Consider the following 26,528-nt stretch of genomic DNA (forward strand, 5'->3'; position numbering starts at 1 on the left):
AAAAGACCCCTGGGCCGATGGCTGGTGCGCGCCGGTGAAGAGGAGGCGAGGGCGCTGGCTTCGGTGACCCCGGGGATGGGGTGAATAAGAACTATTCTTATTGAGTGTAGCACCGAAGCCTTGCGTTTCCGTGGCTAGACCACGGGCGCGGCGTGGGCGGGGCGCTCTGCGGCCGGCACCTGTGGCGCCTGCGCCGTGTGCCGCGGCGTGGCGTTCAGCAGCGCCTGGCCGATCTCGTCGGAGCGGATGGCGGTGACCGACAGCAGCGTGTCGCTCAGGCCGTGGCTGGTCTCGCAGGCGCCCTGCAGGAAGATGCCCGGGCGCAGCGCCGGCGTGCCCTGCACGCGGTAGTCGCGGTCGACCGAGAAATCGCCCAGGTAGGGCGCCAGCGGCGCCAGCAGCGTGCGGTGCGCGTCGCGCGCGTAGCCGGTGGCGAGCACCACGGCGTCGTAGGCCTTGTCGTGGCGCGCGCCGGTGTTCAGGTCGTGCAGCGACAGGTGGATGCCGTCCTGCGCGGCGCGCACGGCCGACACCTCGTGCCGCCGCAGGAAGCTGTGGCGCGTCGAGCCGGCCACGCGCTGGCGGTAGAACACGTTGAAGATCTGCTGGATCAGTTCCAGGTCGGGCGCGGCGTAGTTGGTGTGCCAGAACTCCTCGAGCAGCTCGGCGCGCTCGTTCACCGAGCGGTTGAACACGAAGTCGGTGAAGTCGGTGTTGAAGATCTCGTTCACGAACGGGCTGTCGTCCGAGGGCTTGATGGAGCGCGCCCGCATGATCAGGTCGACCTGCGGCTTGGCCGGGTGCGACTGCAGGTCCATGAAGATCTCGGCCGCGCTCTGGCCTGCGCCCACGATGGCGATGCGGTCGGCGCCGGGGTGGCGGGCGATGGCCTCCAGGTAGGTGCTCGAATGGAACACGCGGCCGTCGTCCCGCAGGGGCTGGAAGCGCGCCGGGATGTTGGCCACGCCGCCCACGCTCACCACCAGGTTGCGCGCCAGGCGCTCGCGCACCGCGCCGTTGGCGTCGCGCGAGCGCACGCGCAGCAGCGAGACCTCGTTGCCCTTCATCTCGGGCACCACCTCGAACACGGCCTCGCCGTAGGCGCAGCGGTCTTCGAACTGCGCCGCTGCCCAGCCCAGGTAGTCGTTGAACTCGTGGCGGCTCGGGAAGAAGGTCTTGAGGTTGATGAAGTCCTGCAGGCGCTGCTTCTCGTGCAGGTAGTTCAGGAAGGTGAAGCGGCTGGACGGATTGCGCAGCGTGGCCAGGTCCTTCAGGAACGAGATCTGCATGTGCGCGTTGTCCAGCAGCATGTTGCGGTGCCAGACGAAGCCCGGCTGCTTCTCGATGAACAGCGCATCGACGAAGTGGCCCTTCTGGCGCTTCTCGTCGAGCGCGATGGCCAGTGCGATGTTGGACGGGCCGAAGCCGACGCCGATCAGGTCATGGATTTGCATGGATGTCCTCCAGGGATGGCTCGTGTCGACGAGCCGGGGCCGGCGAAGCGGCGGTGGGGTCGGCGCGCGGAATCCACAGCGCCTCGCCGAAGAAACGCTCGCGCCACAGCACGCCCAGCAGGGCGCGCTTGTGCGGAAAGTCGAACTCCTTCACATGGGCGTAGCCGCAGCGGCCCAGGCTCCGGATCATTTTTTCGTTGTCGGCGCGCGGCTCGATCACCAGGCGCTGCGTGCGCGGGTCGTCCAGGAACAGGTAGTGCGACACCGACGGCATCCAGGCCGTGAGAAAGGGCTTGCCGCGAAAGCGCGCCTCGCCCACCAGCGCATGCCAGCCGCGGTCGTGGTCGGCCGCGTCGTAGAAGGGCGCGATGCGGTCTTCCTTGGCCCAGTAGGCCTCGAAGTAGCCGAAGGGCTCGCCGTCGAAGCGGCCGACGAGGCCGGTCACGCGCGGGTCGGCTGCGATGCCTTCCAGGTACTGGCGGTGGCGCGCGAGGTCGCCTTCCTCTTCCCAGAAATGGGCGACCACGGGGTCGTTCATCCACCGGTGGAAGGCGGGGAGGTCGCGTTCGATGTCGACCGTGTCGAGCGTGAGCGTCTTACCCAGCCACGGGACGTGCCGGCGGTACACCGTGCCCTGCGGCTTGGCGGGGCGCAGCGGATGGCGCTTGCCCTGCGTGACGACGAAGCGCTGCGCGAAGGGCTCGCGCGGCTGCGGCAGCCAGGCCCGCGGCCATTGCCAGAAGGCTTCGCGCGTCACCGTGGGCAGCGCGCCCTCGGCCGGCGTGACGATGCCTGCGTCCACCAGCCGCGTGCCGGTCGGCAGCGGCGATTGCAGCGCGAGCTGCCGCGCGGCCGGGTGGCGCTGAAAGGCCGCCTCGATCGCCGCCAGCAGGTGCGCTTCGTCAGGCTCGCCCGCGCAAGCGCCCAGCCATTCGAGGCGCGGCGTGCCGGGCTGCGCGCGCAGGGCCCAGGTGCTGCCGTGGCGGTCGCCGTCGAGCGGCGTCACCTTGAGCGCGGTGCCTTCCAGCCGGACGTCCAGCACCCGGCCTTCGGGATGCGCGTGAAAGCGCCATGCAGTGTCGTGGGCGGTCAAGCAAAACCTCCGGGGTGTGGTCGATGTGTGTGGGATGCAGAAGGAAGACGCGGGCTGCGGCCGGATGTTTAGTCGGCGGTGCTTGCACAGCGCTCCCGCTCGAACTCGGGCGAGAGCGGGCACGCGCCGCAGTAGCCCAGCCGCGGCACGAGGTAGTAGAGGCAGCACTGGCGGTGCAGCGCGATCGGCGGCGCGCTGCGGTCGGCCACGCGCACGCCGCGGCGCGCGGGCATGCACATCGGGTTGTCGCGCGCCTCGCCGCACGGTTGCGGCCAGGTCGGGCGGTGCAGCAGGTGCTCGAGGTCGGCGGCCACGGCGGGCGCCTGGCCGCTCATGCGCAGGCCTTCTTCCAGCACCGGCTCGAGGTAGCGCACGGCGTTGCCCCAGAGGATCTTGGGCGCCAGCCGCGTGAGCTGCGTCAGCCGCGCGAACAGGGGCGCGAGGTGCGTCCACAGCAGAACGTCGTAGCGCGCGGTCGTGTCGGTGCCGGGGCGCGGCGTGCCGATCTCGACGATGTGGAAGCACTCCGGGTCGCCGTCTGCGTCGTCGAGGCTGACCCAGACCTGCTCGGGCCTGACCGGAAAGCCGTGCTGCAGCAAGCTCGCCGCAGCGGCCACGGGCGGCAGCAGCGCGTGCAGGTAGTTCATGCTCCAGGCGGAGGCGACCGCGCGCAGGTCGCGCTCCGGCATGTTCAGCGTGCGCGCCTTCAGGCGCAGCAGCGCCAGCAGGCGCGGCGGGTCGGCCAGCAGGTCGGCCACGCGCACGGCGTCGGGCGGCGGGTGCGGGGCGCAGGCCAGCGTTTCGCCGTAGGGCGCCCACTCGCCCTGGAAGATCGGCGCGAGCAGCGGGATCACGGGGCGGGGCCGAAGGTGGCGTGAAGAAGAAGGCGCACAGGCATGCAGCAGAAGACGCGCCGGCGCGCGGGAAATTTAGTCCACGCAGGCCCCGCACCTAAACAGCGTGCCCCACGGAGCGTCTACTCACTCATCGACAGCAGTGCAGGCGTGCGAATCCCCATGAGCTTCCCGAGACACCGTCCCTCCGATCCGGCCTTCAGCATGGCCTGGCGGCTTTTTCGCGAGCTGCACGACGCACCGTCGCCCGAGCGCGCCGAGCAGCTCGTGGCCTGGCTCGGCCAGGACCCGGGCCATGTGCGCGCGCTCGACGAGGCCCTGACGCTGTGGGCGCTGGCGGGCGCCTCGGTGGTGGAGGCCGCGCGCGAGGCGGGGGCGCAGCCGCTGCTGCAATAGGCGCTGCGCCTTCCTGCTAAACAAGCAGGCGCGCCGAACGTCATTGCAGGGAGCCCGTCTCCCTTTGCAACGAACCGTCCGCCGCATGAACCTCACACCCGCCAGCGCCCCCGCGTCCGAACTCGTCCGGCTGTTGCGGCCCTACTTCCCGTGGATCGCGCTGTCGACCGTGACCGGCATCGGCGCGGGCATCGCGACCGTCGCGCTGCTGGCGACCATCAACCAGGTGCTGCATCGCCCCGGCGGCCTGGCCGGCGGGCTGCTGCTGACCTTCATCGGCCTGTGCGTGGTGGCGCTGGTCGGGCGCGCCACCTCCGACATGTCGAACAACGTGGTCGGCCAGCGGTTCGTGGCGCAAGTGCGCAAGAGCCTGGCGCTGAAGATCCTCGCGGCGCCGATCGATGCGCTCGAGCGTTACCGCATGCACCGCCTGATGCCCGTGCTCACGCAGGACGTCGACATGATCAGCGACGTGGCCTTCATGCTGGCCTCGACCATGATCGCGCTGGCCGTTTCCCTTGGTTGCCTGGGTTACCTGGCGTGGCTTTCGCCGCCGCTGTTCGGCCTGCTGCTGGGGGCGCTGCTCGTGGGCATCACCGTGCAGAGCCTGGCGCATGCGCGCGGCATCTCGGGCTTCTTCAAGGCGCGCGAGCAGGAAGAGGCGCTGCACAAGGCCTACCGCGGCATCAGCGAAGGCGCGAAGGAGCTGCGCATGCACCGCGCGCGCCGCGCCAAGGTGTACGAGCAGCAGGTGGCGCACACGGTGGAGCGCATCCACGACATCAATCGGCGTGCCATCAACATCTTTGTGCTGGCCTCGTCCTTCGGCTCGGCGCTGTTCTTCTTGCTGATCGCGCTGATCCTCGGCTGGGCCGCGTTCCGCGACACCGCGCCCGTCGTGCTCAGCGGCTTCGTGCTGGTGCTGCTGTTTCTGAAAGGCCCGCTCGACCAGGTGGTGGCGGCCCTGCCGCACCTGGGGCGCGCGAAGGTGGCGTTCGAGCGCATCGGTGACCTGTCGGCCCGCTTCGCCACGCCCGAACCGCACCTGGACCTGCACGCGCCGCCCGCCACGCCGGTGCTGCACGACGCCATCGAGCTGCGCGGCGCGCGCTATGCGTTCCCGGCGGTGGAGGGCGCAGAGCCCTTCGTGCTCGGCCCGGTGGATTTGCGCATCGGCCGCCGCGAGATCGTCTTCGTCGTCGGCGACAACGGCTCGGGCAAGACCACGCTCATCAAGCTGCTGCTGGGCCTGTACGCGCCGGTGGATGGCGAGCTGCTGCTCGACGGCAAGCCCGTGACGCCGCAGACGCGCGACGACTACCGCCAGCTCTTCACCACCGTGTTCTCGGACTTCTACCTGTTCGAAGACCTCGTGGCCGGCGAAGAGGGCGGCCACCAGGCGCTGCCCGAAACCGCCTTGCCCTACCTGCAACGGCTGGAGATCGCGCACAAGGTGTCGGTGAAAGACGGCGCCTTCAGCACCACCGACCTCTCGACCGGCCAGCGCAAGCGGCTGGCGCTGGTGCACGCGTACCTCGAAGGCCGGCCGGTGCTGGTGTTCGACGAATGGGCCGCCGACCAGGACCCGGCCTTTCGCCATCTGTTCTACACCGAGCTGCTGCCCGAGCTGCGCGCCAAGGGGCATTCGCTGGTGGTCATCTCGCACGACGACCGCTACTTTCATGTGGCCGACCGCATCGTCCACATGAAGGCCGGGCGCATCGCGCAGGCCACCGAGGCGCCGGCGCCGAGCCTCGCGGCTTGACCCGTTCGCGAAGCGGGTGCTAGTGTGAGGTTCGCTTCGAACGAACCTCCACAACAGAAAGAACAGGCTTCCTCATGCACCTTCGCTCCACCCCGCGCTCATGGACGCGCGCCGCCTGCCAGGGCGCCGTGCTGGCCAGTGCCTTGCTCGCCGTCAACGCCATGGCCCAGAAGCCGCACCAGGGCGTGCTCGACGCCGCCACGCAGCAAAAGGACGAGACGCTGCAGCTGCTGGAGCGCATGGTCAACATCGATTCCGGCTCGACCAACACCGAAGGGTTGGCCAAGGTGCGCGAGATGGTCGCGGACGAACTGCGCAAGCTCGACGCGCGCATCGAGAGCTTTCCCGCCGAGCCGCACCCGGGCACCAACCTGGTCGCGACGCTGACCGGCCAGGGCAAGAAGAAGATCCTCATCCTGGCCCACATCGACACCGTGTTCAAGGACGGCACGGCCGCGGCCAAGCCCTTCTACATCAAGGACGGCCGCGCCTACGGCCCCGGCGTGATGGACAACAAGGGCGGCGTCGTGGCCGGTCTGCAGGCGCTGAAGATCCTGCAGAAGATCGGTTTCAAGGACTACGGCCAGATCACCTTCCTGATCGACACCAACGAAGAGACGGGCTCGGTCGGCACCAGCGCGCTCATCGAGCGCGTGGCCAAGCAGCACGATGTGGCGCTGAACCTCGAGCCGGGTCGCCCGGCCGACGGCCTCGTGGTCGAGCGCAAGGGCTCGGCCACGGCGCTCATCGAGGTGAAGGGGCTCGCGTCGCATGCGGGCGTCGCGCCCGAGGCGGGCCGCAACGCGGCCATGGAAGTCGCGCACCAGGTGCTGCAGTTGTCGAAGGTGGCCGATGCGGCCAAGAAGACCACGGTCAACTTCACGGTGCTCACGGCCAACGGACCAACCAACGTGATCCCCGCGTCGGCCAGCGCCAAGGGCGACGTGCGCGCCGCCACGCCCGAGGAGCTCGACCGCGTCGAGAAGGACCTCATGCGCATCGCGCAGAACAAGCTCATCCCCGAGACCGAGGTGCGCGTGCGCCTCGTGCGCGGCCTGCCGCCGATGCCGCGCTCGCCCGCATCGGACAAGCTGGTGCGCATGGCCGAGGGCATCTACGGCGAGATCGGCAAGAAGCTCACCATCGAGAGCAGCGGCGGCGCCGCCGACGCCAGCCTCGTGGCCGGTGTCGGCGTGCCGGTGCTCGACGGCTTCGGCATCGTGGGCGGCGGCATCCACACGCCGGAGGAGTACGCCGAGGTCGAGAGCGTGGTGCCGCGGCTTTACTTGCTGTCGCGGATGCTCATGGACTTGAGCGCGAACTAGGGCCTGTTGCCGGGGCTTCAGCCCCGCTTCGGAATGCCCAGGCCCTTCACCACCGCCGGCCGCGTCACGAAGGCCTCGAGCACGCGCGCGACGTTCTTGAACTCGCTGAAGCCCACGAGGTCGCCGGCCTCGTAGAAGCCGATCAGGTTGCGCACCCACGGGAAGGTGGCGATGTCGGCGATGGTGTAGCTGTCGCCCATGATCCATGCGCGGTCGGTCAGGTGCTTGTCGAGCACGCCGAGCAGGCGCTTCGATTCGGCCACGTAGCGGTCGCGCGGGCGCTTGTCTTCGTAGTCCTTGCCGGCGAACTTGTTGAAGAAGCCGAGCTGGCCGAACATCGGGCCGATGCCGCCCATCTGGAACATCACCCACTGGATGGTCTCGTAGCGGGCCGCCGCATCCTTCGGGATGAACTGGCCGGTCTTCTCGGCGAGGTACAGCAGGATCGCGCCCGATTCGAACAGCGCCAGCGGCTGGCCGCCCGGGCCGTTCGGGTCGAGGATGGCGGGGATCTTGTTGTTCGGGTTGAGCGACAGGAACTCCGGCGACATCTGGTCCTGGGTCTCGAAGCTCACGAGGTGCGGCTCGTAGGGCAGGCCGGTTTCCTCCAGCAGGATCGACACCTTCACGCCGTTGGGCGTGGGCAGCGAGTACAGCTGCAGGCGCTCGGGGTGCTGCGCGGGCCATTTCTTCGTGATGGGGAAGTGCGAGAGATCGGTCATGGGGGAAGTCCTTGGAATAGGGGCGACAACGGCGAGCGCCGGATTCTGCACGGGTCAGGCTGGCGGCGTGCGCGCATGGCCTTGCAGGCGCGGCAGCACCTCGCGGCCGAGCTCGTCGACGATGTCCTGCGCGGGCCGCCGGCTGCTGCGCACGAGGTTCAGCAGCACGTGCGCGACGCCGGCGTCTTCCATGCGGTCGAGGTAGTCGATGAGCGCATGGCGTCCGGCGCGCAGACCGAGTTCGATGGGCTCGGCGGGCGCGTCGGCATCGTCCAGCAGGTCGAGCTGCAACGACTGAACGAAGGGCTTGGCCTCGCCGCCCGCGCGTTCGCGCAGCGCGGTCTGCCACAGGCCGATGCGGCCCTGCTGGCGCGCCTCGTCGCGGTGGTAGGTGGCCCAGCCGTCGGCGTGGGCGGCGGTCCATTGCAGCGACTGGCGCGCCGAGCCCACCACCAGCATGCCGATGCGCGCGGCGGGCGCCGCCATGAGGTCGTGGCCGCCGGTGGCTTCGTGCAGCGCGGCGCGTTCGTGCGCATCGGGCGAGAGCGCCGAGCGCACGAGGTTCCAGCGTTCGCGGAAGACGTCGCCGCGCAGCGCGATGTCCTGTTGGAAGATGGCGAACTCGGCCTCGCGGTCGCCCGAGCCCAGCCCGAGGATGAAGCGGTCGTTCGACAGGCGGTTGAGCGAGAGCGCGGCCTTGGCCACGTGCAGCGGATGGCGCAGCGGCAGCACGGCGGCGGCGGTGCCGAGCGCGATGCGCTGCGTGGCGGCGGCCAGCGCGGTGAGCCAGAGGAAGGGCTCGTCGAGCACCGCGGTTTCTTCGCCCTGCGGCACCATCACGGGCACGTCGCGCGTCCACAGCGCGGCAAAGCCGAGCGTGTCGGCCAGGCGGGCCAGCTGCAGTTCGGACGCGGGGTCGGCCATCGCGCCGGGCGGGCGCGCCAGCGGCGTCATCAGGCCCAGGGTGAGGCGCCCGGCGAGCAGCGTCTGCCGGTAGGCGGTGTTGAAGGGCGCCATGGCGGCGTCAGGCGCGCCGCTTGCGGGAGGCCGGCGCGGCGGGTGCAGCGAACAGCCTCTCGATCGATTGCCGCACGTCGGCCTGCATGTCGGCGATGGCCTTGGTGTCGCCCGAGAGGTGCTTGAGCAGCGCCTGCAGGAACAGCCCGTCGAAGAGGGCGTAGCAGGCCGAGGGCGGCAGGCCCGGCGCCTGGCCGGAGAGTTCGGCGAAGCGGCTCATGATGCGCCAGATCATGTCTTCGAGGCTCTTGTCGATCTGCACCACGTCGTCGTGGAAGGCCGCTTCGAACAGCGCCTGCGAGCGCAGGTCGTACCAGAGCCGGTGCACGTGGCCTTCGCCTAGCAGCGTGTCGCCCAGGCTCTGCAGGAAGCCTTCCATGAGCTCGTCATACGTCGTGGCGGTGTCGACTGCGTGGTCGTAGCGCGTGACGCAGCGCGCCTTGTACTGCTTGACGCTGCAGACGATGAGGTCGACCTTGTCGCTGAAGTAGTAGTGCAGCACGCCATGCGAGAACTCGGAGTTCTGCGCAATTTCGCGCAGGCTGGTGCGCGCGTAGCCGAGCGTGGCCAGCGTGGTGAGGGCGGCTTCGCCGAGCTCGGCGCGGCGCTGCTCGAACTTGTCGGCCGGTGCCTTCTGCACCCGTCCGGCGTGCTTCTTTACCCGTGAATGAGTGGTCATTTCTAGCCAGGCCGCAGAGTGCCGGCCGCTGTGTTTCCTGGTGATTGCAAACCATAGCACGCGGCGTGGGAAATCCCTCGTACGTGCATTCCAGAGGCATTTTACGAAATTTGGGCAGTCGTCAAAAAAATTCTTGACACTCGTCAAGTCGATTCCTAGCATGGCCGCTCCATCTCATACACATATCCACAGGAGACAAGTGATGGCCAAGTTCGACTTGACGGGGCGCAAGGCCCTGGTGACGGGGGGTGCGCGCGGCATCGGCGCGGGCATCGCCCAGGCGTTGGCGCAGGCGGGTGCGTCGGTGATGATCGGCGACGTGCTCGCCGATCTGGGCAAGGAGACCGCGCAGCGGCTCTCCGCCGAAGGAGCGAAGGTGGGCTTCGTCCCGCTCGACGTCACGAAGGACGGCGATTGGGCTGCTGCCACCGAAGCCACGGTGAAGGCGCTGGGCGGCTTCGACATCCTGGTCAACAACGCCGGCATCGAGATCACCTCGCTGGTGGTCGACGTCGACGGCGACGACCTGCGCCGCATGCTCGACGTGAACGTGGCCGGCACGCTGCTGGGCATGAAGCACGCCTTTCGCGCCATGCGCCCCGGCGGCAGCGCGGGCGGCGGCGGGGCGGTGGTCAACATCGCCTCGGTCGCGGCCACCATCGCCTTTCCCGCCATTGCCGGCTACTCGGCGACCAAGTCGGCGGTCGACCGCGCCACGCGCGTGGCGGCCATGGAGTCCGGCAAGCTGGGCTACGGTGTGCGCGTCAACTGCATCTATCCCGGGCTCGTGCCCACCGACATGGGCATGAAGCTCGCCAACGACATCGTGGCCGCGGGGCTCGCGCCCAGCGTCGAGGCCGCCGTGGGCGACGTCATCGGCCAGACGCCGCTGGGCCGCCTCGGCGAGATCGGCGACATGGCCGACGTGGTGGTCTTCCTCTGCTCCGACGCCGCCCGGTTCATCACCGGCGCGGGCCTCGCGGTGGACGGCGGCATGGGCATGTGAGCGATCAACCAGGAGAGAAACAATGAGCAGCAAGAAGAAACCCGTCATCGTCTACGGCGCCTCCGGCTACACCGGGCGCCTGGTCTGCGAGTACCTGCGCGAGTACCACATCCCCTTCATTGCGGCGGGCCGCAGCGCGGAGAAGCTCGAGGCCGCGATGAAGTCGAACGTGCCCGGCATCGAGACCGCGGACTACGAAGTGGTCGAGGTCGCGCACACGGTCCAGGCACTCACCGAGCTCTTCACCGGCGCCTCGGTCGTGCTCAACACGGTGGGGCCGTTCGCCAAGTTCGGTCCCGAGGTGGTCGATGCCTGCCTGGCCGCCGGCTGCCACTACACCGACACCACCGGCGAACAAGACTGGCTCATCACGCTCGACCAGAAGTACGGCGCCAAGTTCGCCGCTGCAGGCCTGCTGCTGTCGCCCGGCCTGGCCCAGATGTACACCACCGGCGAAATCGCGGCGCAGCTGTGCCTGGAAACGCCCGGCCTGGACACGCTCGACATCGCCGTGTTCTGGGGCGGCAGCCCGACCATCGCGTCGACGCAGACCATCCTGGTGAACGCAGCCACGTCCAAGGCCTTCTACCTGGAGCAGAACCAGTACGTCGAGTGGCAGCCCGACGCGGGCCTGTACCACCTGTCGATTCCCGGCCAGCACGAAGCCGCACTGGCATTGCCCTGGGGCGGCACCTCGCACCCGGTGTGGTTCAAGCGCGACCCGCGCGTGGCCAACGTGAAGGTGCTCGGCGGCGTCTTCAACAAGCCGCTGATGCTGGGCGTGCCGCAGATCGTGGCCGCCGCGCTCAAGGCCACCGAAGGCATGAACGACGAAGACCGCTATGCCGCGCTGGCCCAGACGGCCGCGGGCGTGATGAACACCATGCCGCCGCGCGAGAACCCGCGCATCAACAAGTCGGTCGATTCGGTGCATGCCTCCGGTCCGCTGGGCCGCGCGCACTGCGTGATCTTCGGCAACTGCAACTACAAGCAGACCGGCCTGCTGCAGGCCTATGCCGCGGCCTCGCTGCTGCAGCAGGCACCGCGCCGCGCCGGCTTTGCCTCGGGCTGCCAGGCCTTCGGGCACCGCGAGCTGTTGGGGGCGCTGCGCAGCTTCGGGCTGGTGCAGGAACCCGTGCTCACGCGGATGGGCTGACGCGCATGCGCCTCGTCGACTACCTCGACAAAGGCGCCCAGCAGGGCGCCGATTCGCCGTGCCTCACCATGGGCGACGCCGACCTGAGCTACGGCCAGGTGCAACGCATCAGCTGGCGCGTGGCGCGCGGCCTGCAGCGCGCGGGCATCCAGCCCGGGGACAAGGTGGCGGTGCTCTCGAGCAACGACGCCCTGGCCTTCGCCACGGTGTTCGGCATCTCGCGCGCCGGTGGCGTGTGGTGCCCGATCAACCCGCGCAACGAAGCCAGCGAGAACGCCTTCGTGCTCGACACCTTCGATTGCGCCTGCCTCGTGTTCCACAGCAACTACGCGCCCATGGTCGAGCAGATGCGCGCGCAGCTGCCGAAACTGAAGGCGCTGGTGTGCCTCGACCAGCGGCAGGCCTTCGCGCCCGCCATGGACGAATGGCTCGACGGGCTGGACGATGCGCCGATCGACATCGCACCGCCCGACGACGTGGCCATGATCGCCGGCACCGGCGGCACCACCGGCCAGCCCAAGGGCGTGATGCTCTCGGGCGGCAACCTGGAGGCCATGTCGGCGCTGACCCTCATGGGCTACCCGTTCGAAGGCCGGCCCGTGTACCTGGCGCTCGCGCCGCTCACGCATGCGGCCGGCGTGCTGTGCCTGCCGGTGATGGCGCTGGGCGGGCGCGTGGTCATCATGCCCAAGCCCGACCTGAGCGAGTTCCTCGCGCTCATCGAGCGCCGGCGCGTCACCCACACCTTCCTGCCGCCGACGCTGATCTACATGCTGCTGCAGCACCCGGAGCTGGCGCAGACGAAGCGCGACTCGCTGCAGTGCTTCTGGTACGGCGCCGCGCCCATGTCGGCCGCGCGGCTCGAAGAGGCGCTCGACAAGATCGGCCCCGTCATGGCCCAGCTCTTCGGCCAGACCGAGGCGCCGATGATGGTCTCGATGATGCCGCCACGCGATCACTTCAATGCCGATGGCTCTGTGGCGCGCCAGCGCCTGGCCTCGGCGGGGCGGCCCGGGCCGCTGGTGCAGGTCGGCATCATGAACGGCGAGGGCGCTTTGCTGCCCACGGGCGAGAGCGGCGAGATCGTGGTGCGCGGCTCGCTCGTGATGCGCGGCTACTACAAGGATCCGAAGGCCACGCAGGAGGCCTCGCGCCACGGCTGGCACCACACGGGCGACATCGGTTACCTCGACGGCGACGGCTTCCTGTACATCGTCGACCGCGCCAAGGACATGATCATCTCGGGCGGCTTCAACGTCTACTCCGCCGAGGTGGAGCAGGTGCTGATGCAGCACCCCGACGTGCAGGACAGCGCTGTCGTCGGCCTGCCCGACGAAAAGTGGGGCGAGCGCGTGGTGGCCGTGCTGCAGCTGCATGCGGGCCGCAGCGTGGATGCCGAGGCGATCAAGACCTTCGTCAAGTCGCGCATCGGCAGCGTGAAGGCGCCCAAGCAGGTCGAGGTGTGGGCCGACCTGCCGCGCTCCAAGGTCGGCAAGGTGCTCAAGAAGGAAGTGCGGGCGTCGCTGCTGCAGAAGCTGCAGTCGCCCTGATGCGGATTCAGTCGCGCTGGTAGTGGCCCTGGTGCGCCTGGCGCAGCTCGAACTTCTGGATCTTGCCCGTCGAGGTCATCGGCAGCGCGGGCAGGAAGACGATGTCCTTGGGCACCTCGAAGCCACCGAGGTGCTCCTTGCAGTGCGCCGTGAGCGTGGCTTCCGAGAACTCTGCCGGCGCATCGGGCCGGCGCGTGACGAAAGCCGTGATGGCCTCGCCCCAGCGCTCGTGCGGCAGGCCGACCACCGCCGCATTGAGCACGCCCGGGTGGCGCAGCAGCACTTCTTCGACCTTGAGCGAGGGCACGTTCTCGCCACCCGACTTGACCATGTCCTTGAGCCGGTCGAGAAAGATCAGCTGCCCGTCGTCGTCCAGCTTGCCCAGGTCGCCCGAGTGGTGCCAGCCGAAGCGCTGCGCGTGGGCCGTGGCCTGCGGGTCCTTGTAATAGCCGAGCATCACGTTCGGCCCGCGAAAGACGATCTCGCCGACCTGGTTCGGTGCCAGCAGCTCGCCCTCGTCGCCCATCACCGCGACCTCGTTCACCAGCGTGCCCACGCCCCAGTACGAGCCGAAGCGCTCGCGCTGCTGGTGCGTCTCGAAGATGGTGGCGCCGGGGTACATCTCGGTCTGCCCCGAGGCCAGCGCGAAGTTCGGGCACAGCGCATCGAGCAGGCGCAGCAGCAGCGTGCGCGACATCGGCGCCATCGCATACACGCACAGCCGCAGGCTCGACAGGTCGCGCGATTCGCGCTGCGGGTGGGCCAGCAGCGCGCCGTACATCATGGGCAGCCCGACCGTCACGGTGATCCTGTGGCGCTCGATGGCGGCGAGCATCGCGCCGGGGTCGAAGCCGCGCAGGATGACGTTCGTGCCGCCCACCGCGAGCGCCGACATCAGCACCGTGTGCTGCCCGCAGTGAAACAGCGGCAGCACGTTGCTCCACACGTCGTGGTGCGCGGGGCCGCCGCCCCATTCGAGCATGTTGCTCTGGAGCACCGAGTGCACCGAGGCGTGCGAATGCATCACGCCCTTCTGCCGGCCGGTGGTGCCGCTGGTGTACATGATGAGCGCGAGCTGGTCGCTGTCGATGGCCACGTCGGGCAGCGTGGCGGGGCCCTGCGCGATGGCCTGCGCCACGGTGGGCATGCCGGGCGGCGGCGTGTCGCCGTCGAGCACGCACAGCAGCGGCGAGACGCCCGCCCTGTCCAGCAGCTGGCGCAGCTCGGGCTTGGCGTGCAGCGCGGTGTCGATCACCAGGTGCCGCGCTTCGGCGTGTTCGAGGATGTAGCCGATGGCATCGACCGCGAGCGCCGTGTTGATCGGCACCCACACGAGGCCGGCCTTCTGGATGCCGATCAGCGCGACCACCATCTCGATCGAGTTGTTGCACAGCATGGCCACGCGCTCGCCGCTGGCCAGGCCCAGGCCCAGCAGGTGGTGCGCGAAGCGGTTCGATGCGGCGTCGAGCTCGCTGTAGCTCATGCGGTGCTCGCCTTCGATGAGCGCGGTGCGCGCGCCGAAGCGCCGCGCGCTGCGGTGGATCACGTCGCCCAGCGCGATGCGGGCGATGCGTTGGAAGGAGGAGGGCGTGGGCTCGGTACGGGCGGCGGGCATGGGGGCGTGTCTCCGGTCGTTGGGGGTGTTCGATCGGAGCGCAGACTAAGACCGGCACCGCCTGCCGGTCTTGCGAAGAGTGGCTATGCGGCGCCGGCCGCCCGCCGGGGCCGCGTCAGAAGCGGGCCTTGAGGAAGGCCGAGGGCCCCTGCAGCCGCACCTTCAGGCGCGAATCGGCAAAGCCGCCCTCGCGCGTGAGGTCGATGTTGGTCACGCCATACGACAGCACCAGGCCCACGTTCTTCACCGGAAACCACTCCACGCCGGCTGCGGCGTTGTAGATGTTGCCGTGGAAGCGACCGCTGCTTTTCCACACGCCGGAGGCGTCGGCGAACAGCCGAAGGTCGGGCGTGATCGCGTGGCGCACGCCGACCTCGAGCAGGGGCGCGATGGCGTTGTCGCTCGAACGCTCGCTGACCGAACGCACCTGCCCGTTCACGCCGACCAGCGCACTGGCGCCGAGCGTCGCGCGGTAATAGGCCGCGCCGGCGCCCAGCCCGAAGACGGTGTTGCCCGAACCGAGCCACCACTTGTAGGCGAGCTTGGCGAAGTCGAGCTGGGCCGAGAGGTTCGCGTTGCCGATGGCGCTCAGCGAGCCGAAGCTGCCGAACGAGGTGTTGCCCGCGACCTGCCCTTCGTAGTCGCGCTTGTAGCGGTAGTAGTCGAAAGACAGGCCCTGGCTGTCGCCGATCAGCACGTCGGCCGAGATGCGCGGCATGGTCACGCGTCCCGGCTTGAGCTCGTTCGAGCGCAGCACGCCGTAGGGGGTTTCGACCGAGGCGCTGAACTTGGGATCGGCACTGAAGGCCCCCACCGAGAAGCTGAATCGGTCCAGCGCCGGCGAGGGCTCGGCCGCAGCAAAGGGCGCGAAGCAGAGAAGGGAGAGGGCGCCGGTTCCGGCCAGGGCGCCCAGGGCGCCGAATCTCGCGGTCCGGTCGAACGGACGCGAACGAAGCAACAGCATGAAAGAAATCCTTCGGGTGAAAGATGCCTCGGGCATGTGCATGGCGCGATGCCTCCGGGCTGAGGCTCCCTGAAACCGCATCACCTTAGTGACGAGGCATCGCGCTGCGCATGCGCCGTTGGCCGATGTGCCTGTAGGAAATTGCCGATCGCACGCCGATGCATGCCGCGGCGCTACAGTCCGCCCATGCGCGAACACCTTTCCACCACCACCGGTCCCCAGCGTCTTCTCTACGGGGCCGCGGCGGCCGTCGCGGTGGCGCTCGTGCCCTGGCCGATGGGCCTCACGGCGCGCGCGCTGGCCGGCTGGTGCGCGGGCGTGGCGGTGTACCAGGTGCTCAGCTGGTGGCTGGCCGAGACCTTCGATGCCCAGCGCACGCGCGAGCGCGCGCAGCAGCTGGACCAGCCCAACGTCGTGATCCTGGTGTCGATGCTGGTGGCGGTGGGCGTGAGCGTGGTCGCCATCGCGATGCTGCTGCAGCAGGTGCGCCAGCTCAGCGGCTGGGCGCGCGGCGCGCACGTGGCGCTGGGGCTGGTGGCGCTGGCGGGCTCGTGGCTCATGATGCACACGATCTACGCCTTCCACTACGCGCACCGCTATTACATCGACCGCAAGGACAGCGCCTCCGACGGCGGGCTCGACTTTCCGGGCAAGGAGGCGCCCGACTACTTCGACTTCATTTACTACGCCTACGTGATCGGCATGACCTCGCAGGTGTCGGACGTGCAGGCCACCTCGCACGAGATGCGGCGCATCACGCTGGTCCACAGCGTGCTCGCCTTCGCCTTCAACATGCTGGTGCTGGCCCTGTCGGTGAACGTGGTCGCAGGCGTGGTCTGAAGAAAACTCAGCCCGCGGCCTTGCGCAGCGACGGCAGCTTGACGATGCCGGTCGACAGCGCCACGCCGCACACGATCACGAAGGCGCAGATCAGCATCCACTGCGTGATCTGCTCGCCCAGGAACACGGCGCCGTAGAACAGCGCGAACACCGGCACGAGGAAGGTCACGGTGAGGGCGCGGGCCGGGCCGGCGCGCTCGATGAGCCGGAAGAACAGGATGTAGGCCACGCCCGTGCAGGCGATGCCCAGGGCCAGCAGCGCCAGCCACGCGCGCAGGCTGGGCATCTGCGCGGGCCAGAGCCAGATCGCGGGCAGCGCGAGGAACAGGCTGGCGCCGATCTGGCTGCCGGTGGCCGTGGTCAGCGCGGGCACGCCCGACAGATGGCGCCGCGTGGCGCTGGCCGAGATGCCGTAGCACAGGCAGGCCGCCAGGCAGGCCAGCACGGCCCACAGCGCGGCGTGGTTGCTGGCGCCGGCATGCAGGCCGGCGCTGCGGCTGGCGAGCATCGCGACGCCCGCGAAGCCGATCACCAGGCCGACGAGGCGCGAGCCGTTCGGCCGCTCGCGGAACCAGGCCCAGGCCACCAGCGCGCCGAACATCGGCGTGGTGGCGTTGAGCACCGCCGCCAGGCCGGTGTTGATGGTCAGCAGCGCAAAGCAGAAGAGCGCGAAGGGCATGCCCGAGTTGAAGATGCCGACCGTGAGGCTGGCCTTCCAGTGCTTGGCGATCGACGGCCCCTGGCCGCGCAGCAGCGCGATCGGCAGAAGGAACAGCGCCGCGATGACCACGCGCACGGCGGCCGTGGGCAGCGCGCCGAACTCCGCCGCGCCGATGCGCATGAACAGGAAAGAGGCGCCCCACAGCGCCCCCAGCAGCACGAGGTCGACGAGCCACGCCTTCGGTGCGAGCGCGGCGGGGGCGGGCGAAGGCGAGGGAGCGACGGTGGTGTTGTTGTTCGTTGTGGTCATGCGTCTCTTTGGGGATTGGCGCGGCGCCACATCGAGGGCATGTGGCGCTGCGCCATGGGCGGTGTTTTCTTCTGTCTTACTTGCCGGTCTCGAGTTCGAGCAAGGCCGTCTTGCGCTCGAGCCCGCCAGCGTAACCGGTCAGCGAGCCGTCTGCACCGAGCACGCGGTGGCAGGGCACGATCACGCTGATCGGGTTGCGCCCGACCGCCGCGCCGACCGCGCGCACCGCGGCCGGGTTGCCCACGCGCTGGCTCAACGCGCCGTAGGTCGTGGTCTCGCCGGCCGGGATGGCGAGCAGCGCCTGCCACACGCCCTGCTGGAAGGCGGTGCCGTGCGACAGGTCGAGCTGCATGTCGAAGTGGCTGCGACGGCCCGCGAAATAGTCGCGCAGCTGCGCGGCGGCCTCGACCAGCGCGGGGTGGTCGTCCTTGGTCTGCCAGCCCGTGGTGTCGGGCCAGTGGCGCTGATGATCGAACCAGACACCGGCCAGGCCCTGGTCGGTGGCGGCCATCGTGACGCCGCCCAGCGGCGTGTCGGTGTGCGAGGTGTAGATGACGGTGCGTTTGAATTTCATGGTCTTTCAGGCACGGGGCCTGCCGTTGCGAGGTCGGAAGAAGTGGCGGTCGGCGCGGCGGCCGATGCCGGTTCGGAGGGCGCGGGCGGCGTGTGCCAGGCCCGCAGCACGGCGTAGCTGCGCCAGGGGCGCCAGGCCTGCGAGGCCTCGCCCGCGGCGCGCGCGGTGGTCACGCCCAGCGCCTTCTGCAGGGCCACGTCGCCGGCGGGAAAGGCGTCGGGCCAGCGCAGCGCGCGCATCGCGATGTACTGCGCGGTCCAGGCGCCGATGCCGGGCAGCTCCTGCAGCGCCGCGAGGGTCGAGGGCACGTCGGCGCCCGCATGCAGCGCCAGCCGGCCCGAGGCCACTTCGCGCGCGATGGCCTGCAGCGCGGCCTGCCGCTGGCGCACGATGCCCAGCTGCCCGAGCGCATCGCCGCTGGCCGCTGCCAGCGCGGCGGGCGTGGGGAAGAGGCGGCTCAGGCCGTCGATGGGCGTGTCGATCGCGTCGCCGAAGGCCTCGACCAGCCGCGAGCCCAGCGTGCGCGCCGCGGCCACGGTGATCTGCTGGCCCAGCACCGCGCGCACCGCGAGCTCGAAGCCGTCGACCGTGCCCGGCACGCGCAGCCCGTCGCCGTGCGGAAAGGCCGCATGCAGCGCTGCGTTGATCGCCATCGGTTCCGCGTCGAGGTCGAACAGCGCGCGGGCGCGGCTGATGACGATGGGCAGCACCGCGGCCAGCGAATCGCTCACGGCCAGCAGCACCTGCTCGCGTTCGAGGTCGAAGCGCAGCTGCAGCCAGCCGGCGTGCGTCTGCCCGCCCTGCTGCACGCGCAGGGTGCGCGCCAGCCGCACATAGGTGGGCGTGCTGCCCTTGGCGGGCTCCTTGCCGTCGGCGGTGTGCACGGTCTCGACGCCGCGCAGCGCGCGCCGTGCGAAGAAGCCGAGCATGGCGTTGGCGTCGTAGGGCGGGCGAAAGCCCAGCCGCACCTCGATGGCCTTGCCTTCACCGCCCTCGGTGCCGCCCGCGCGGCGCAGCGCGCTCGGGTTGAGCCCGTAATGCTCCACGAAGGCTGCATTGAAGCGCCGCACGCTCGCGAAGCCGCTGGCCAGCGCCACCTGCGTCATCGGCAGGCGCGTGTCGGCGATGAGCTGCTTGGCCGCCAGCAGGCGGCGCGTCTGCAGGTACTGCAGCGGCGACACGCCGAACTGCGCCTCGAAGATGCGCCGCAGGTGGCGGTCGCTCACGCCCAGGCGCGCCGCGATCTGCGCCGCGCCGGGGCCTTCTTCGGACCAGGCGTCGGGCTCGTCGATGAGCCGCGCCGCCTGCAGCGCCAGGATGCGCGAGGCATCTTCGGTCGACCAGCTGGCCGCGCGCGGTGCCAGCTCGGGCCGGCAGCGCAGGCAGGGCCGAAAGCCTGCGGCCTCGGCCTGGGCCGCGTGGCGGAAGAAACGGCAGTTCTCGCGCCGCGGCAGCTTCACGCGACACACCGGCCGGCAGTAGATGCCGGTGGAGGTCACGGCCGTGAAGAACGAGCCGTCGAAGCGCGCGTCGTGCGTCTTCATCGCCAGGTAGCAGGCGTCGCTCTCGAGCACTTCGGAGGGGGCGTGGGCGGTAGACATGGGGAAATGATACGGTTTCGACTCGTTTCAACTGGCCGTTTTCGGACATCGATGTCTACAACGCGTTGCCTACAATGCCCGACTCCGAACCAACAGTGACCCCGCCCTTCATGCAGCTCAGCGCATCGATCTTCAAGGCCTATGACATCCGTGGCGTCGTGCCCCTCAGTCTCGATGTCGAAGTGGCCGAGGCGCTGGGCCGTGCCTTCGGCAGCGCAGCCCGCGCGGCCGGCGAGACCGCGGTGGCCGTGGGCCGTGACGGTCGCCTGTCGGGCCCGGCGCTGGTGGACGCGCTGATCGACGGCCTGGTCGCCACCGGCGTCGAGGTGATCGACATCGGCGCGGTCACGACCCCGATGCTGTACTTCGCGGCCCACACGCTGTGCACCAGTGGCATCCAGGTCACGGGCAGCCACAACCCGAAGGACTACAACGGCTTCAAGATGGTGCTGGCCGGCCGCGCGATCTACGGCGACGAGATCCAGGGCCTGCGCAAGACCATGGAAGACGGCAGCGCCACGCTGGCGCCCGGCGGCAGCGTGCGCAAGGTCGACGTGACCGACGCCTACGTGCAGCGCATCGTGGGCGACATCAAGCTCGCACGCCCCATGAAGATCGTGGTCGATTCGGGCAATGGCATCGCGGGCGCGACCGCACCGGCCATCTTCCGCGCCATCGGCTGCGACGTGGTCGAGCTGTTCAGCGAGGTCGACGGCAACTTCCCCAACCACCACCCCGATCCGAGCAAGCCCGACAACCTCCGGGACCTGATGGCCGAACTGGCCAAGGGCGGGGCCGAGCTGGGCCTGGCTTTCGACGGCGACGGCGACCGCCTGGGCATCGTCACGAAGGACGGCCAGAACATCTTCCCCGACCGCCAGATGCAGCTCTTTGCGCAGGACGTGCTCTCGCGCGTGCCCGGCGGCACCATCGTCTACGACGTGAAGTGCTCGCAGCGCCTGGCGCCGGCCATCGAGGCCGCGGGCGGCACGCCGATGATCTACAAGACCGGCCACTCGCTCATCAAGGCGAAGATGAAGGAAATCGATTCGCCGCTGGGCGGCGAGATGAGCGGCCACATCTTCTTCAAGGAGCGCTGGTACGGCTTCGACGACGGCACCTACGCCGGCTGCCGCCTGCTCGAGATCCTGAGCAAGCACCCGGACGCGAACGCCGTGCTCAATGCGCTGCCCACCAGCTTCTCGACCCCCGAACTGAACGTCGCCTGCGCCGAAGGCGAGCCGCACGCGCTGGTCGCCCAGCTCGTGCAGAACGCGCGCTTCGACGCGCCCGCCCAGGTCTCGACCATCGACGGCCTGCGCGTGGACTGGCCCGATGGATTCGGGCTGATCCGCGCTTCCAATACCACCCCCGTGCTGGTGCTGCGCTTCGAAGGCCAGACCGAGGCGGCGCTCCAACGCATCGAGACCGAGATGCTTGCGGTGCTGCGAACGGTCAAGCCCGACGCCACGCTGGCCGCTGCTGCCCACTGAAGAACCTGTGCGTTCCCTGCTGCTTCGCCTCTACGGCGTCTTCACCACCGCCGTCCAACCGCTGGTCCGCCGCAAGCTGCGCCGCCGCGCCATCGCCGAGCCCGGCTATGCCGTGGCTGTCGAAGAGCGCTTCGGCCACTACGACGACGCCACCACCGGCTTTGCCCAGTGCTGGGTGCATGCCGTCTCGCTGGGCGAGACGCGCGCCGCCGCCATCCTGATCGCCGAGCTGCGTCGCCAGTACCCGGGCATTCCGATCCTGCTCACGCACGGCACTGCCACGGGCCGCGAAGAGGGCGCCAAGCTGCTCGAGCCGGGCGACACGCAGGTCTGGCAGCCGTGGGACACGCCGGGCGCCGTCGCCCGCTTTCTCGACCGCTTCCAGCCGCGCATCGGCGTGCTGATGGAAACCGAGGTTTGGCCCGAGATGGCCGCCGCCTGCGCCGAGCGCCGCATTCCGCTGGTGCTGGCCAATGCGCGGCTCAACGAGAAATCGCGCGCCGCGGCCGAACGGCTCAGCGGGCTGGCGCGGCCGGCCTACTCGGCGCTCGCCGCCGTCTGGGCGCAGACCGAGGCCGACGCGCACCGGCTTGTGTCGCTGGGCGCCAAGGTGGCCGGGATCTACGGCAACCTCAAGTTCGACGCCACGCCCGACGCGCGGCAACTGGCCACGGCCGTGTCGCTGCGCGAGCACCTGCCGCGCCCGATGGTCGTGCTGGCCAGCTCGCGCGACGGCGAAGAACGCCTGCTGCTCGAGGTGCTCAAGCGCTTCGGCGCCACCTCGCCGGTGCCGCCCGAGCAGGGCGCGATCCGCTCGATCGCCAAGCGCGTGCACGACGTGCAATGGATGATCGTGCCGCGCCATCCGCAGCGTTTCGACGAAGTGGCGGCGCTCATCGAGGCCGAAGGCTTCGCCGTGGCGCGCCGCAGCGCGGCCGGCCAGCCGGCCGAGGCCGAGATCTGGCTCGGCGATTCGCTGGGCGAGATGGCGCTGTACTACGGCCTGGCCGACGTGGCCTTGCTCGGCGGCAGCTTCGAGCCCCTGGGCGGACAGAACCTCATCGAGCCGGCGGCCTGCGGCTGCCCGGTGGTCATGGGCCCCTCGACCTTCAACTTTGCCGAGGCGGCGCAGCTGTCGCTCGCGGCGGGCGCGTCGCTGCGCGTCGAGGGCATGGAGCAGGCCGTGACGGCGGCGCTCAAGCTGGTCGAGAACCCGGAGCGCCGCGCCGTGATGGCGCAGGCCGCGCTGGCCTTTTCGTCGTCGAACCGTGGCGCGGCCGAACGTACGGCGGCGGCGGTGCTGGCGATTGCGCAGGCGGCGGAGCCGGTGACGACACCGGTGGCCGGCGACGACAGCGCGCCGCCCGAAGCGGCGCGGGCCGAACCCACGCTGGATTGAGCGGCCCGTTGCCGGGTCAGCGCACCGGCGGGTTCAGGATCACCGGCGGCGGCGGTGCCGACGGCATCGTCGGCGCGGGCGGGTTGAACGGCTGCACCGGCACCGGCGGCACCACCGGAATGGCCGGCGGCGTCACGGGCACCACAGGCGCACCCGTCGTCGCGGCAGGCACCGCAGGCGCGCTGCCGTTGCGTGCCAGCGTCGCGTTGATCGCGTTCATGTCGTCGGTCGTCAGCGTGCCGTTGGCCTGGCGCAGCTTCAGGTTGCCCAGCAGCACGTTGTAGCGCGCCTGCGCGAGGTCGCGCTTGGTCTGGAACAGCTGGCTCTGCGAGTTGAGCACGTCGATGTTGATGCGCACGCCCACCTGGTAGCCCAGCTTGTTGGCGTCGAGCGCGCTCTGGCTGGAGGATTCGGCCGCTTCGAGCGCCTTCACCTGGCCGGCGCCCGACACCAGCCCGAGGTAGGCCGCGCGCGTGGCCTGCGCCACGCTGCGGCGCGTGCCCTCGAGCACGCTGCGCGACTGGTCTTCGAGGGCCAGCGTTTCCTTGATGCGGTTCTCGGTGGCAAAGCCCGCGAACAGCGGCAGGTTGAAGGTGACGCCGACCGTGGCGGCGTTGACGCGCGTGCCCACCGTGCTGGTGCTGGTGCCGGTCGGGTTGCGCGTGACGTTGTAGCCGAGGTTGGCGTCCAGCGTGGGCTTGTGGCCGGCCTGCGCCTTCTGCACCTCGAGCCCGGCCACGTCCAGGCCCAGGCGCGCCTGGCGGATCGCCGGATGCACCTCGTCGGCTTGCGCCACCCAGGCGTTGATGTCGGCGGGCTGCGCGGTCGGCAGCACGACCGGCGCGGCCAGCGGCACGGGCACGCTGCCCGGGCGGCCGACCAGCTGGTCGAGCACCACCTTCTTGACCTGCAGGTCGTTCTCGGCGGCGATTTCCTGGGCGATCACGAGGTCGTAGCGGGCCTGGGCCTCGCGCGAGTCGGTGATGGTGGAGGTGCCGACCTCGAAATTGCGCTTGGCCGAGGCCAGCTGCTCGGCCACGGCCACCTTCTGCGCGCGCACCAGGGCCAGGCTGTCCTGGCTGGCGAGCACGTCGAAGTAGGCCTGGCTCACGCGCACGATCAGGTCCTGCTCGGCGATGGTGAGCACCGCCTGCGCCACCTCGGCCTGGCGCTTGCCCTGCTCGTAGGTGGCCCAGTTGGCGGGGCGGTACAGCGGCTGCGTGGCGTTGATGCCGACGTTCTGCGTGGTGAAGTCGCGCGAGGCGCTGCTGCCGCGGCCGGTGCCGGTCAGGGTGTCGATGTCCAGGTTGCTGCGGTTCACGCCCGCGGTGAGCCCGACGGCCGGCAGGATGCCGGCCTTGGCCTGCGCGGCGCGCGCCAGGTTGGCCTCGTACTGGGCCCGCGCGCCCTGGTAGGTGGCATCGAAGCCGCGCGCGGAATCGTAGAGTTCGTTCAGTGTCTGGCCCTGGGCCGGCAGTGCGAGCAGGCTCGCAATGGCGCTTGCGAGGGCTGCGGAAAGAGGCAGAAGCCGGGGCCTGGGAGGCATTGAACGTCCTTGGGAGGGAAAGAATCAGTAGCGCGGCACGCTCGGGTCGTGCTGCGCGGACCAGGCGTCGATGCCCCCCGCCACGTTGGCGAGCGAGTCAAAGCCGTTCTGGTGCAGAAAAGCGGCCACGCGCTGGCTGCGGGCGCCGTGGTGGCACAGGCAGGCGATGCGGGGCGCGGGCTGTCCGTCGCCGCCGGCGAGTTCGGCCAGCCGGCCGGGGATCTCGTTCATCGGGATCGAGACCAGCGTGAAACCCTGCGGCGCGACGCTCGCCGTCTGCAGCTCCCAGGGCTCGCGCACGTCGAGCAGCACCGGGGCGGCGTCGGCGTCCTGTGCGAACCAGGCGGCCAGGTCGGCGGGGCGGACTTGATCGATCATTCGGTGGGCCGCTCGATCAGAAGGCGAAGCGCGAGGGCTCGGGGAAGTTCAGCAGGCGCGGCGCCACGGTGTCCCAGGGCTGGATCGTGTCCCACTTGCTTTCGCTGGTGCGGGTCACGAAATGGGCGCGCATCATGGGCTCGTCGCCGACGATGGCCGACAGGCGGCCGCCGACCTTGAGCGAACCGAGCAGGTTCTGCGGAATGCGCGCGACCGAGCCGCTGAGCACGATCACGTCGAAGCTCGGGCCGCTGGCCAGGGGCACGGCGCCATCGGCGTGGCGCACTTCGACGTTGGTCACGCCGTTGCTGCGCAGCGTCTCGGCGGCGCGGGCGGCCAGCACGGGGTTGATCTCGAGCGACAGCACCTGGGCCGCGCGGGCGCCGAGCAGGGCGGCCATGAAGCCGGAGCCGGTGCCGATCTCGAGCACCGATTCGTGCTTCTGGATGTGCAGGTCCTGCAGGGTGCGGGCCTCGACCTTGGGCGACAGCATGAATTCGCCGGGCACCGAGCCGTCGAGCAGCGGCAGCTCCATGTCGAAGAAGGACAGCGTGCGGTGCGCGTCGGGCACGTAGTCTTCGCGGTGAATCTCGGCCAGCAGCTCGAGGATGTCCGACTCCAGCACGTCCCAGGGACGGATCTGCTGTTCGATCATGTTGAAGCGCAAGCGCTCGAGGGTGGGCGTGGGGTTCATGGCGTGGCTTTCCTTGAAGGCTCTGGACGGGACAAACCTTCAATTTTAGGTCGCGTCGATGACGCCACCGCGCCAGTCGGCCATCGGGCGGGCGTCATGCGGGGCTCCCGGGGCGCACGCACAGGCCGTAAAGCACGGTTTCGCACTGGGTGGCGATGAATTTTTCGGGGTCGAGCGTGCTGACGCCGTCGACGCAGACCATGGCCGAATGCTTCCAGAGCATGAGGAACACCATGGGCGCGACCACCGAATAGATGGCGTGGTCGATGTCCATTTGCACGAACTCGCCGCGGTCGATGCCGCGCTGCAGGATGCGTCGCAGGAGTTCGTGGCCGGGGCGCACCACCTGCTCGCGGTAGAACTCCGCCAGCTCGGGGAAATTGCCGCCTTCGCTCATCATCAGCTTGGTCAGGCCCGAGGCCTTGGTCAGGCCGACGCGCTCCCACCAGACGTTCATGCAGTAGCGCAGCATCTCGGCCGTCGTGCCCTCGAAGGCCTCGAACTCGGCGTTCCACTCTGTGAAACGGCCGCCGAGGTTTTCGATCACCACGGCCTTGAACAGCTCTTCCTTGCTCGGAAAGTAAAGAAAGAGGGTGCCCTTGGACACGCCGGCGCGGGCCGCCACTTCTTCCGAGCGGGTGGCGGCAAAGCCCTTTTCGACGAACAGGTCGAGCGCCGCCGCCAGCAGCTCGCCCGGACGCGCCTCCTTGCGCCGCTCGCGCTTGGACGGCAGCGGGCAGAACTTGTCGACGAGGGAGCGGGGGGAGGCCATGGCGTTAATGACTGACGGGTTAGTAATGTAGTGACCGGCATCCGGCCCGTCAAGCCGCGACAATACCGGTCCCCGCTTTTTCCAACCCACCCGGAGCCGCGCCATGTCTTCCTCACCGTCGCCCACCGAAACCATCGTGCTCGGCGGAGGCTGCTTCTGGTGCACCGAGGCGGTGTTCGACCGGGTGCAGGGCGTGCTGGACGTCGAATCGGGCTACAGCAACGGTCAGACCCTGAACCCGAGCTACGAGCAGATCTGCACCGGCCGCACCGGCCATGCCGAGGTCGTGAAGCTCGAATTCGACCCGGCGCAGATCAGCCTGCGCGAGCTGCTCGAGATCTTCTTCGTGGTGCACGACCCCACCACGCTCAACCGCCAGGGCAACGACGTCGGGACCCAGTACCGCAGCGGCATCTACACCACGAGCGATGCCCAGAAACAGGTTGCCGACTCGGTCATCCGCGAAATCGAGGCCAGCAAGACCTACAGCTCGCCCGTGGTGACCGAAGTGGCGCCGCTGGCCAACTACTCGACCGCCGAGGCCTACCACCAGGACTACTTCCTGAACCACCCGAACCAGGGCTACTGCGCGTTCGTGGTCGGCCCGAAGGTCGAGAAGTTCCAGAAGACCTTCGCCTCGCGCGTCAAGGCCTGAGTCTCTTTTT

Annotated in this window: 25 protein-coding genes; 10 read left to right on the plus strand and 15 right to left on the minus strand. The window is 69.6% G+C overall.

Features of this window, described 5'->3' with window-relative positions; genetic code table 11:
* Window positions 1-134: 134 nt before the first annotated feature.
* From VHAB30_RS03825 to fhuF, 3 genes are all read right to left on the minus strand, one after another.
* The gene (locus tag VHAB30_RS03825) at window positions 135-1,454 is read right to left on the minus strand and encodes a lysine N(6)-hydroxylase/L-ornithine N(5)-oxygenase family protein (protein ID WP_159275881.1); all 1,320 of its coding nucleotides are present in this window, start codon (window positions 1,452-1,454) and stop codon (window positions 135-137) included.
* A complete protein-coding gene (locus tag VHAB30_RS03830; protein WP_216850692.1) occupies window positions 1,441-2,547 on the minus strand; it encodes a GNAT family N-acetyltransferase in 1,107 nt (368 codons plus the stop codon). Before VHAB30_RS03830 ends, VHAB30_RS03825 begins: the two co-directional genes overlap by 14 nt.
* Window positions 2,548-2,615: 68 nt before the next feature.
* Window positions 2,616-3,401: a siderophore-iron reductase FhuF gene (gene fhuF, locus VHAB30_RS03835; protein WP_159275882.1), complete on the minus strand. Its 786-nt coding sequence runs from the start codon at window positions 3,399-3,401 to the stop codon at window positions 2,616-2,618.
* A gap of 162 nt (window positions 3,402-3,563) precedes the next feature.
* On the opposite strand from fhuF, the gene VHAB30_RS03840 reads away from it, so the two are divergent.
* The 3 genes from VHAB30_RS03840 (at window position 3,564) to VHAB30_RS03850 (ending at window position 6,887) form a co-directional block, all read left to right on the plus strand.
* Window positions 3,564-3,797 (plus strand): hypothetical protein, encoded by a 234-nt coding sequence (locus VHAB30_RS03840; protein ID WP_062469860.1) that lies wholly within the window; start codon window positions 3,564-3,566, stop codon window positions 3,795-3,797.
* A gap of 85 nt (window positions 3,798-3,882) precedes the next feature.
* Complete coding sequence (locus tag VHAB30_RS03845; protein ID WP_159275883.1) at window positions 3,883-5,562, plus strand: cyclic peptide export ABC transporter; 1,680 nt, start codon at window positions 3,883-3,885, stop codon at window positions 5,560-5,562.
* 74 nt (window positions 5,563-5,636) lie between these two features.
* Complete coding sequence (locus VHAB30_RS03850; protein ID WP_159275884.1) at window positions 5,637-6,887, plus strand: glutamate carboxypeptidase; 1,251 nt, start codon at window positions 5,637-5,639, stop codon at window positions 6,885-6,887.
* A gap of 17 nt (window positions 6,888-6,904) precedes the next feature.
* On the opposite strand, the gene VHAB30_RS03855 is transcribed toward VHAB30_RS03850, so the two are convergent.
* The 3 genes from VHAB30_RS03855 to VHAB30_RS03865 are packed head-to-tail and all read right to left on the minus strand — an operon-like array spanning window position 6,905 to window position 9,266.
* Window positions 6,905-7,609 (minus strand): glutathione S-transferase N-terminal domain-containing protein, encoded by a 705-nt coding sequence (locus VHAB30_RS03855; RefSeq protein WP_159275885.1) that lies wholly within the window; start codon window positions 7,607-7,609, stop codon window positions 6,905-6,907.
* Window positions 7,610-7,663: 54 nt separating this feature from the next.
* A complete protein-coding gene (locus tag VHAB30_RS03860) occupies window positions 7,664-8,626 on the minus strand; it encodes a TIGR03571 family LLM class oxidoreductase (RefSeq protein ID WP_159275886.1) in 963 nt (320 codons plus the stop codon).
* A 7-nt stretch (window positions 8,627-8,633) separates the two neighbouring features.
* Window positions 8,634-9,266, minus strand: a complete 633-nt coding sequence (locus tag VHAB30_RS03865) for a TetR/AcrR family transcriptional regulator (protein ID WP_216360121.1) — start codon at window positions 9,264-9,266, stop codon at window positions 8,634-8,636.
* A 241-nt stretch (window positions 9,267-9,507) separates the two neighbouring features.
* Between VHAB30_RS03865 and VHAB30_RS03870 the strand changes: the two genes are divergently transcribed.
* From VHAB30_RS03870 to VHAB30_RS03880, 3 genes are read left to right on the plus strand one after another with little or no spacing between them, the layout of a single operon-like run.
* Entirely contained in the window at window positions 9,508-10,311 is an 804-nt protein-coding gene (locus VHAB30_RS03870) for an SDR family NAD(P)-dependent oxidoreductase (protein ID WP_095746287.1), read from the plus strand.
* 22 nt (window positions 10,312-10,333) lie between these two features.
* A complete protein-coding gene (locus tag VHAB30_RS03875) occupies window positions 10,334-11,467 on the plus strand; it encodes a DUF5938 domain-containing protein (protein ID WP_159275887.1) in 1,134 nt (377 codons plus the stop codon).
* Between the two features lie 5 nt (window positions 11,468-11,472).
* A complete protein-coding gene (locus VHAB30_RS03880) occupies window positions 11,473-13,017 on the plus strand; it encodes an acyl-CoA synthetase (protein ID WP_159275888.1) in 1,545 nt (514 codons plus the stop codon).
* Between the two features lie 7 nt (window positions 13,018-13,024).
* Here the strand turns inward: VHAB30_RS03880 and VHAB30_RS03885 are convergent, their stop codons facing one another.
* Entirely contained in the window at window positions 13,025-14,632 is a 1,608-nt protein-coding gene (locus VHAB30_RS03885) for a class I adenylate-forming enzyme family protein (protein ID WP_159275889.1), read from the minus strand.
* A gap of 115 nt (window positions 14,633-14,747) precedes the next feature.
* Window positions 14,748-15,596 carry a hypothetical protein gene (locus VHAB30_RS03890; RefSeq protein WP_159275890.1) on the minus strand — a complete coding sequence of 283 codons (849 nt, stop codon included), beginning with the start codon at window positions 15,594-15,596 and terminating at the stop codon, window positions 14,748-14,750.
* A 186-nt stretch (window positions 15,597-15,782) separates the two neighbouring features.
* Between VHAB30_RS03890 and VHAB30_RS03895 the strand changes: the two genes are divergently transcribed.
* Complete coding sequence (locus VHAB30_RS03895; protein ID WP_159275891.1) at window positions 15,783-16,436, plus strand: DUF1345 domain-containing protein; 654 nt, start codon at window positions 15,783-15,785, stop codon at window positions 16,434-16,436.
* Window positions 16,437-16,443: 7 nt separating this feature from the next.
* On the opposite strand, the gene VHAB30_RS03900 is transcribed toward VHAB30_RS03895, so the two are convergent.
* The 3 genes from VHAB30_RS03900 to VHAB30_RS03910 form a co-directional block, all read right to left on the minus strand.
* A complete protein-coding gene (locus VHAB30_RS03900; RefSeq protein WP_159270831.1) occupies window positions 16,444-17,406 on the minus strand; it encodes a DMT family transporter in 963 nt (320 codons plus the stop codon).
* A 76-nt stretch (window positions 17,407-17,482) separates the two neighbouring features.
* The gene (locus VHAB30_RS03905) at window positions 17,483-17,980 is read right to left on the minus strand and encodes a methylated-DNA--[protein]-cysteine S-methyltransferase (RefSeq protein WP_062469816.1); all 498 of its coding nucleotides are present in this window, start codon (window positions 17,978-17,980) and stop codon (window positions 17,483-17,485) included.
* On the minus strand, window positions 17,977-19,581 hold the full coding sequence (locus VHAB30_RS03910) for a DNA-3-methyladenine glycosylase 2 family protein (RefSeq protein WP_159275892.1): 1,605 nt from the start codon (window positions 19,579-19,581) through the stop codon (window positions 17,977-17,979). Before VHAB30_RS03910 ends, VHAB30_RS03905 begins: the two co-directional genes overlap by 4 nt.
* A gap of 110 nt (window positions 19,582-19,691) precedes the next feature.
* On the opposite strand from VHAB30_RS03910, the gene VHAB30_RS03915 reads away from it, so the two are divergent.
* Window positions 19,692-21,074 carry a phosphomannomutase/phosphoglucomutase gene (locus VHAB30_RS03915; protein WP_159275893.1) on the plus strand — a complete coding sequence of 461 codons (1,383 nt, stop codon included), beginning with the start codon at window positions 19,692-19,694 and terminating at the stop codon, window positions 21,072-21,074.
* 7 nt (window positions 21,075-21,081) lie between these two features.
* Window positions 21,082-22,473 carry a 3-deoxy-D-manno-octulosonic acid transferase gene (locus tag VHAB30_RS03920; RefSeq protein ID WP_159275894.1) on the plus strand — a complete coding sequence of 464 codons (1,392 nt, stop codon included), beginning with the start codon at window positions 21,082-21,084 and terminating at the stop codon, window positions 22,471-22,473.
* Window positions 22,474-22,489: 16 nt separating this feature from the next.
* Here the strand turns inward: VHAB30_RS03920 and VHAB30_RS03925 are convergent, their stop codons facing one another.
* From VHAB30_RS03925 to VHAB30_RS03940, 4 genes are all read right to left on the minus strand, one after another.
* Entirely contained in the window at window positions 22,490-24,019 is a 1,530-nt protein-coding gene (locus VHAB30_RS03925; RefSeq protein WP_159275895.1) for a TolC family outer membrane protein, read from the minus strand.
* Window positions 24,020-24,043: 24 nt separating this feature from the next.
* Window positions 24,044-24,397, minus strand: coding sequence for a rhodanese-like domain-containing protein (locus VHAB30_RS03930; protein ID WP_159275896.1), 354 nt, complete (start codon window positions 24,395-24,397; stop codon window positions 24,044-24,046).
* A 16-nt stretch (window positions 24,398-24,413) separates the two neighbouring features.
* Entirely contained in the window at window positions 24,414-25,091 is a 678-nt protein-coding gene (locus tag VHAB30_RS03935; RefSeq protein ID WP_095950802.1) for a protein-L-isoaspartate O-methyltransferase family protein, read from the minus strand.
* 94 nt (window positions 25,092-25,185) lie between these two features.
* Window positions 25,186-25,863, minus strand: a complete 678-nt coding sequence (locus VHAB30_RS03940; protein WP_070062459.1) for a TetR/AcrR family transcriptional regulator — start codon at window positions 25,861-25,863, stop codon at window positions 25,186-25,188.
* A gap of 103 nt (window positions 25,864-25,966) precedes the next feature.
* Between VHAB30_RS03940 and msrA the strand changes: the two genes are divergently transcribed.
* Window positions 25,967-26,518 (plus strand): peptide-methionine (S)-S-oxide reductase MsrA, encoded by a 552-nt coding sequence (gene msrA, locus VHAB30_RS03945; RefSeq protein WP_159275897.1) that lies wholly within the window; start codon window positions 25,967-25,969, stop codon window positions 26,516-26,518.
* Window positions 26,519-26,528: the final 10 nt, after the last annotated feature.

This window comes from Variovorax boronicumulans, assembly GCF_009811375.1.
Classification (GTDB): Bacteria; Pseudomonadota; Gammaproteobacteria; order Burkholderiales; family Burkholderiaceae_C; genus Variovorax; species Variovorax boronicumulans.

What these genes read in the sequence shown, in the direction of transcription:
- VHAB30_RS03940 (WP_070062459.1), bottom strand. Translation starts at nt 25,863, where the DNA reads ATGGCCTCCCCCCGCTCCCTCGTCGACAAGTTCTGCCCGCTGCCGTCC.
- VHAB30_RS03930 (WP_159275896.1), bottom strand. Translation starts at nt 24,397, where the DNA reads ATGATCGATCAAGTCCGCCCCGCCGACCTGGCCGCCTGGTTCGCACAG.
- VHAB30_RS03840 (WP_062469860.1), top strand. Translation starts at nt 3,564, where the DNA reads ATGAGCTTCCCGAGACACCGTCCCTCCGATCCGGCCTTCAGCATGGCC.
- VHAB30_RS03870 (WP_095746287.1), top strand. Translation starts at nt 9,508, where the DNA reads ATGGCCAAGTTCGACTTGACGGGGCGCAAGGCCCTGGTGACGGGGGGT.
- VHAB30_RS03845 (WP_159275883.1), top strand. Translation starts at nt 3,883, where the DNA reads ATGAACCTCACACCCGCCAGCGCCCCCGCGTCCGAACTCGTCCGGCTG.
- VHAB30_RS03860 (WP_159275886.1), bottom strand. Translation starts at nt 8,626, where the DNA reads ATGGCGCCCTTCAACACCGCCTACCGGCAGACGCTGCTCGCCGGGCGC.
- VHAB30_RS03905 (WP_062469816.1), bottom strand. Translation starts at nt 17,980, where the DNA reads ATGAAATTCAAACGCACCGTCATCTACACCTCGCACACCGACACGCCG.
- VHAB30_RS03825 (WP_159275881.1), bottom strand. Translation starts at nt 1,454, where the DNA reads ATGCAAATCCATGACCTGATCGGCGTCGGCTTCGGCCCGTCCAACATC.
- VHAB30_RS03915 (WP_159275893.1), top strand. Translation starts at nt 19,692, where the DNA reads ATGCAGCTCAGCGCATCGATCTTCAAGGCCTATGACATCCGTGGCGTC.
- VHAB30_RS03900 (WP_159270831.1), bottom strand. Translation starts at nt 17,406, where the DNA reads ATGACCACAACGAACAACAACACCACCGTCGCTCCCTCGCCTTCGCCC.
- VHAB30_RS03855 (WP_159275885.1), bottom strand. Translation starts at nt 7,609, where the DNA reads ATGACCGATCTCTCGCACTTCCCCATCACGAAGAAATGGCCCGCGCAG.
- VHAB30_RS03935 (WP_095950802.1), bottom strand. Translation starts at nt 25,091, where the DNA reads ATGAACCCCACGCCCACCCTCGAGCGCTTGCGCTTCAACATGATCGAA.
- VHAB30_RS03885 (WP_159275889.1), bottom strand. Translation starts at nt 14,632, where the DNA reads ATGCCCGCCGCCCGTACCGAGCCCACGCCCTCCTCCTTCCAACGCATC.
- VHAB30_RS03875 (WP_159275887.1), top strand. Translation starts at nt 10,334, where the DNA reads ATGAGCAGCAAGAAGAAACCCGTCATCGTCTACGGCGCCTCCGGCTAC.
- VHAB30_RS03850 (WP_159275884.1), top strand. Translation starts at nt 5,637, where the DNA reads ATGCACCTTCGCTCCACCCCGCGCTCATGGACGCGCGCCGCCTGCCAG.
- VHAB30_RS03895 (WP_159275891.1), top strand. Translation starts at nt 15,783, where the DNA reads ATGCGCGAACACCTTTCCACCACCACCGGTCCCCAGCGTCTTCTCTAC.
- VHAB30_RS03880 (WP_159275888.1), top strand. Translation starts at nt 11,473, where the DNA reads ATGCGCCTCGTCGACTACCTCGACAAAGGCGCCCAGCAGGGCGCCGAT.
- VHAB30_RS03910 (WP_159275892.1), bottom strand. Translation starts at nt 19,581, where the DNA reads ATGTCTACCGCCCACGCCCCCTCCGAAGTGCTCGAGAGCGACGCCTGC.
- msrA (WP_159275897.1), top strand. Translation starts at nt 25,967, where the DNA reads ATGTCTTCCTCACCGTCGCCCACCGAAACCATCGTGCTCGGCGGAGGC.
- VHAB30_RS03890 (WP_159275890.1), bottom strand. Translation starts at nt 15,596, where the DNA reads ATGCTGTTGCTTCGTTCGCGTCCGTTCGACCGGACCGCGAGATTCGGC.
- VHAB30_RS03925 (WP_159275895.1), bottom strand. Translation starts at nt 24,019, where the DNA reads ATGCCTCCCAGGCCCCGGCTTCTGCCTCTTTCCGCAGCCCTCGCAAGC.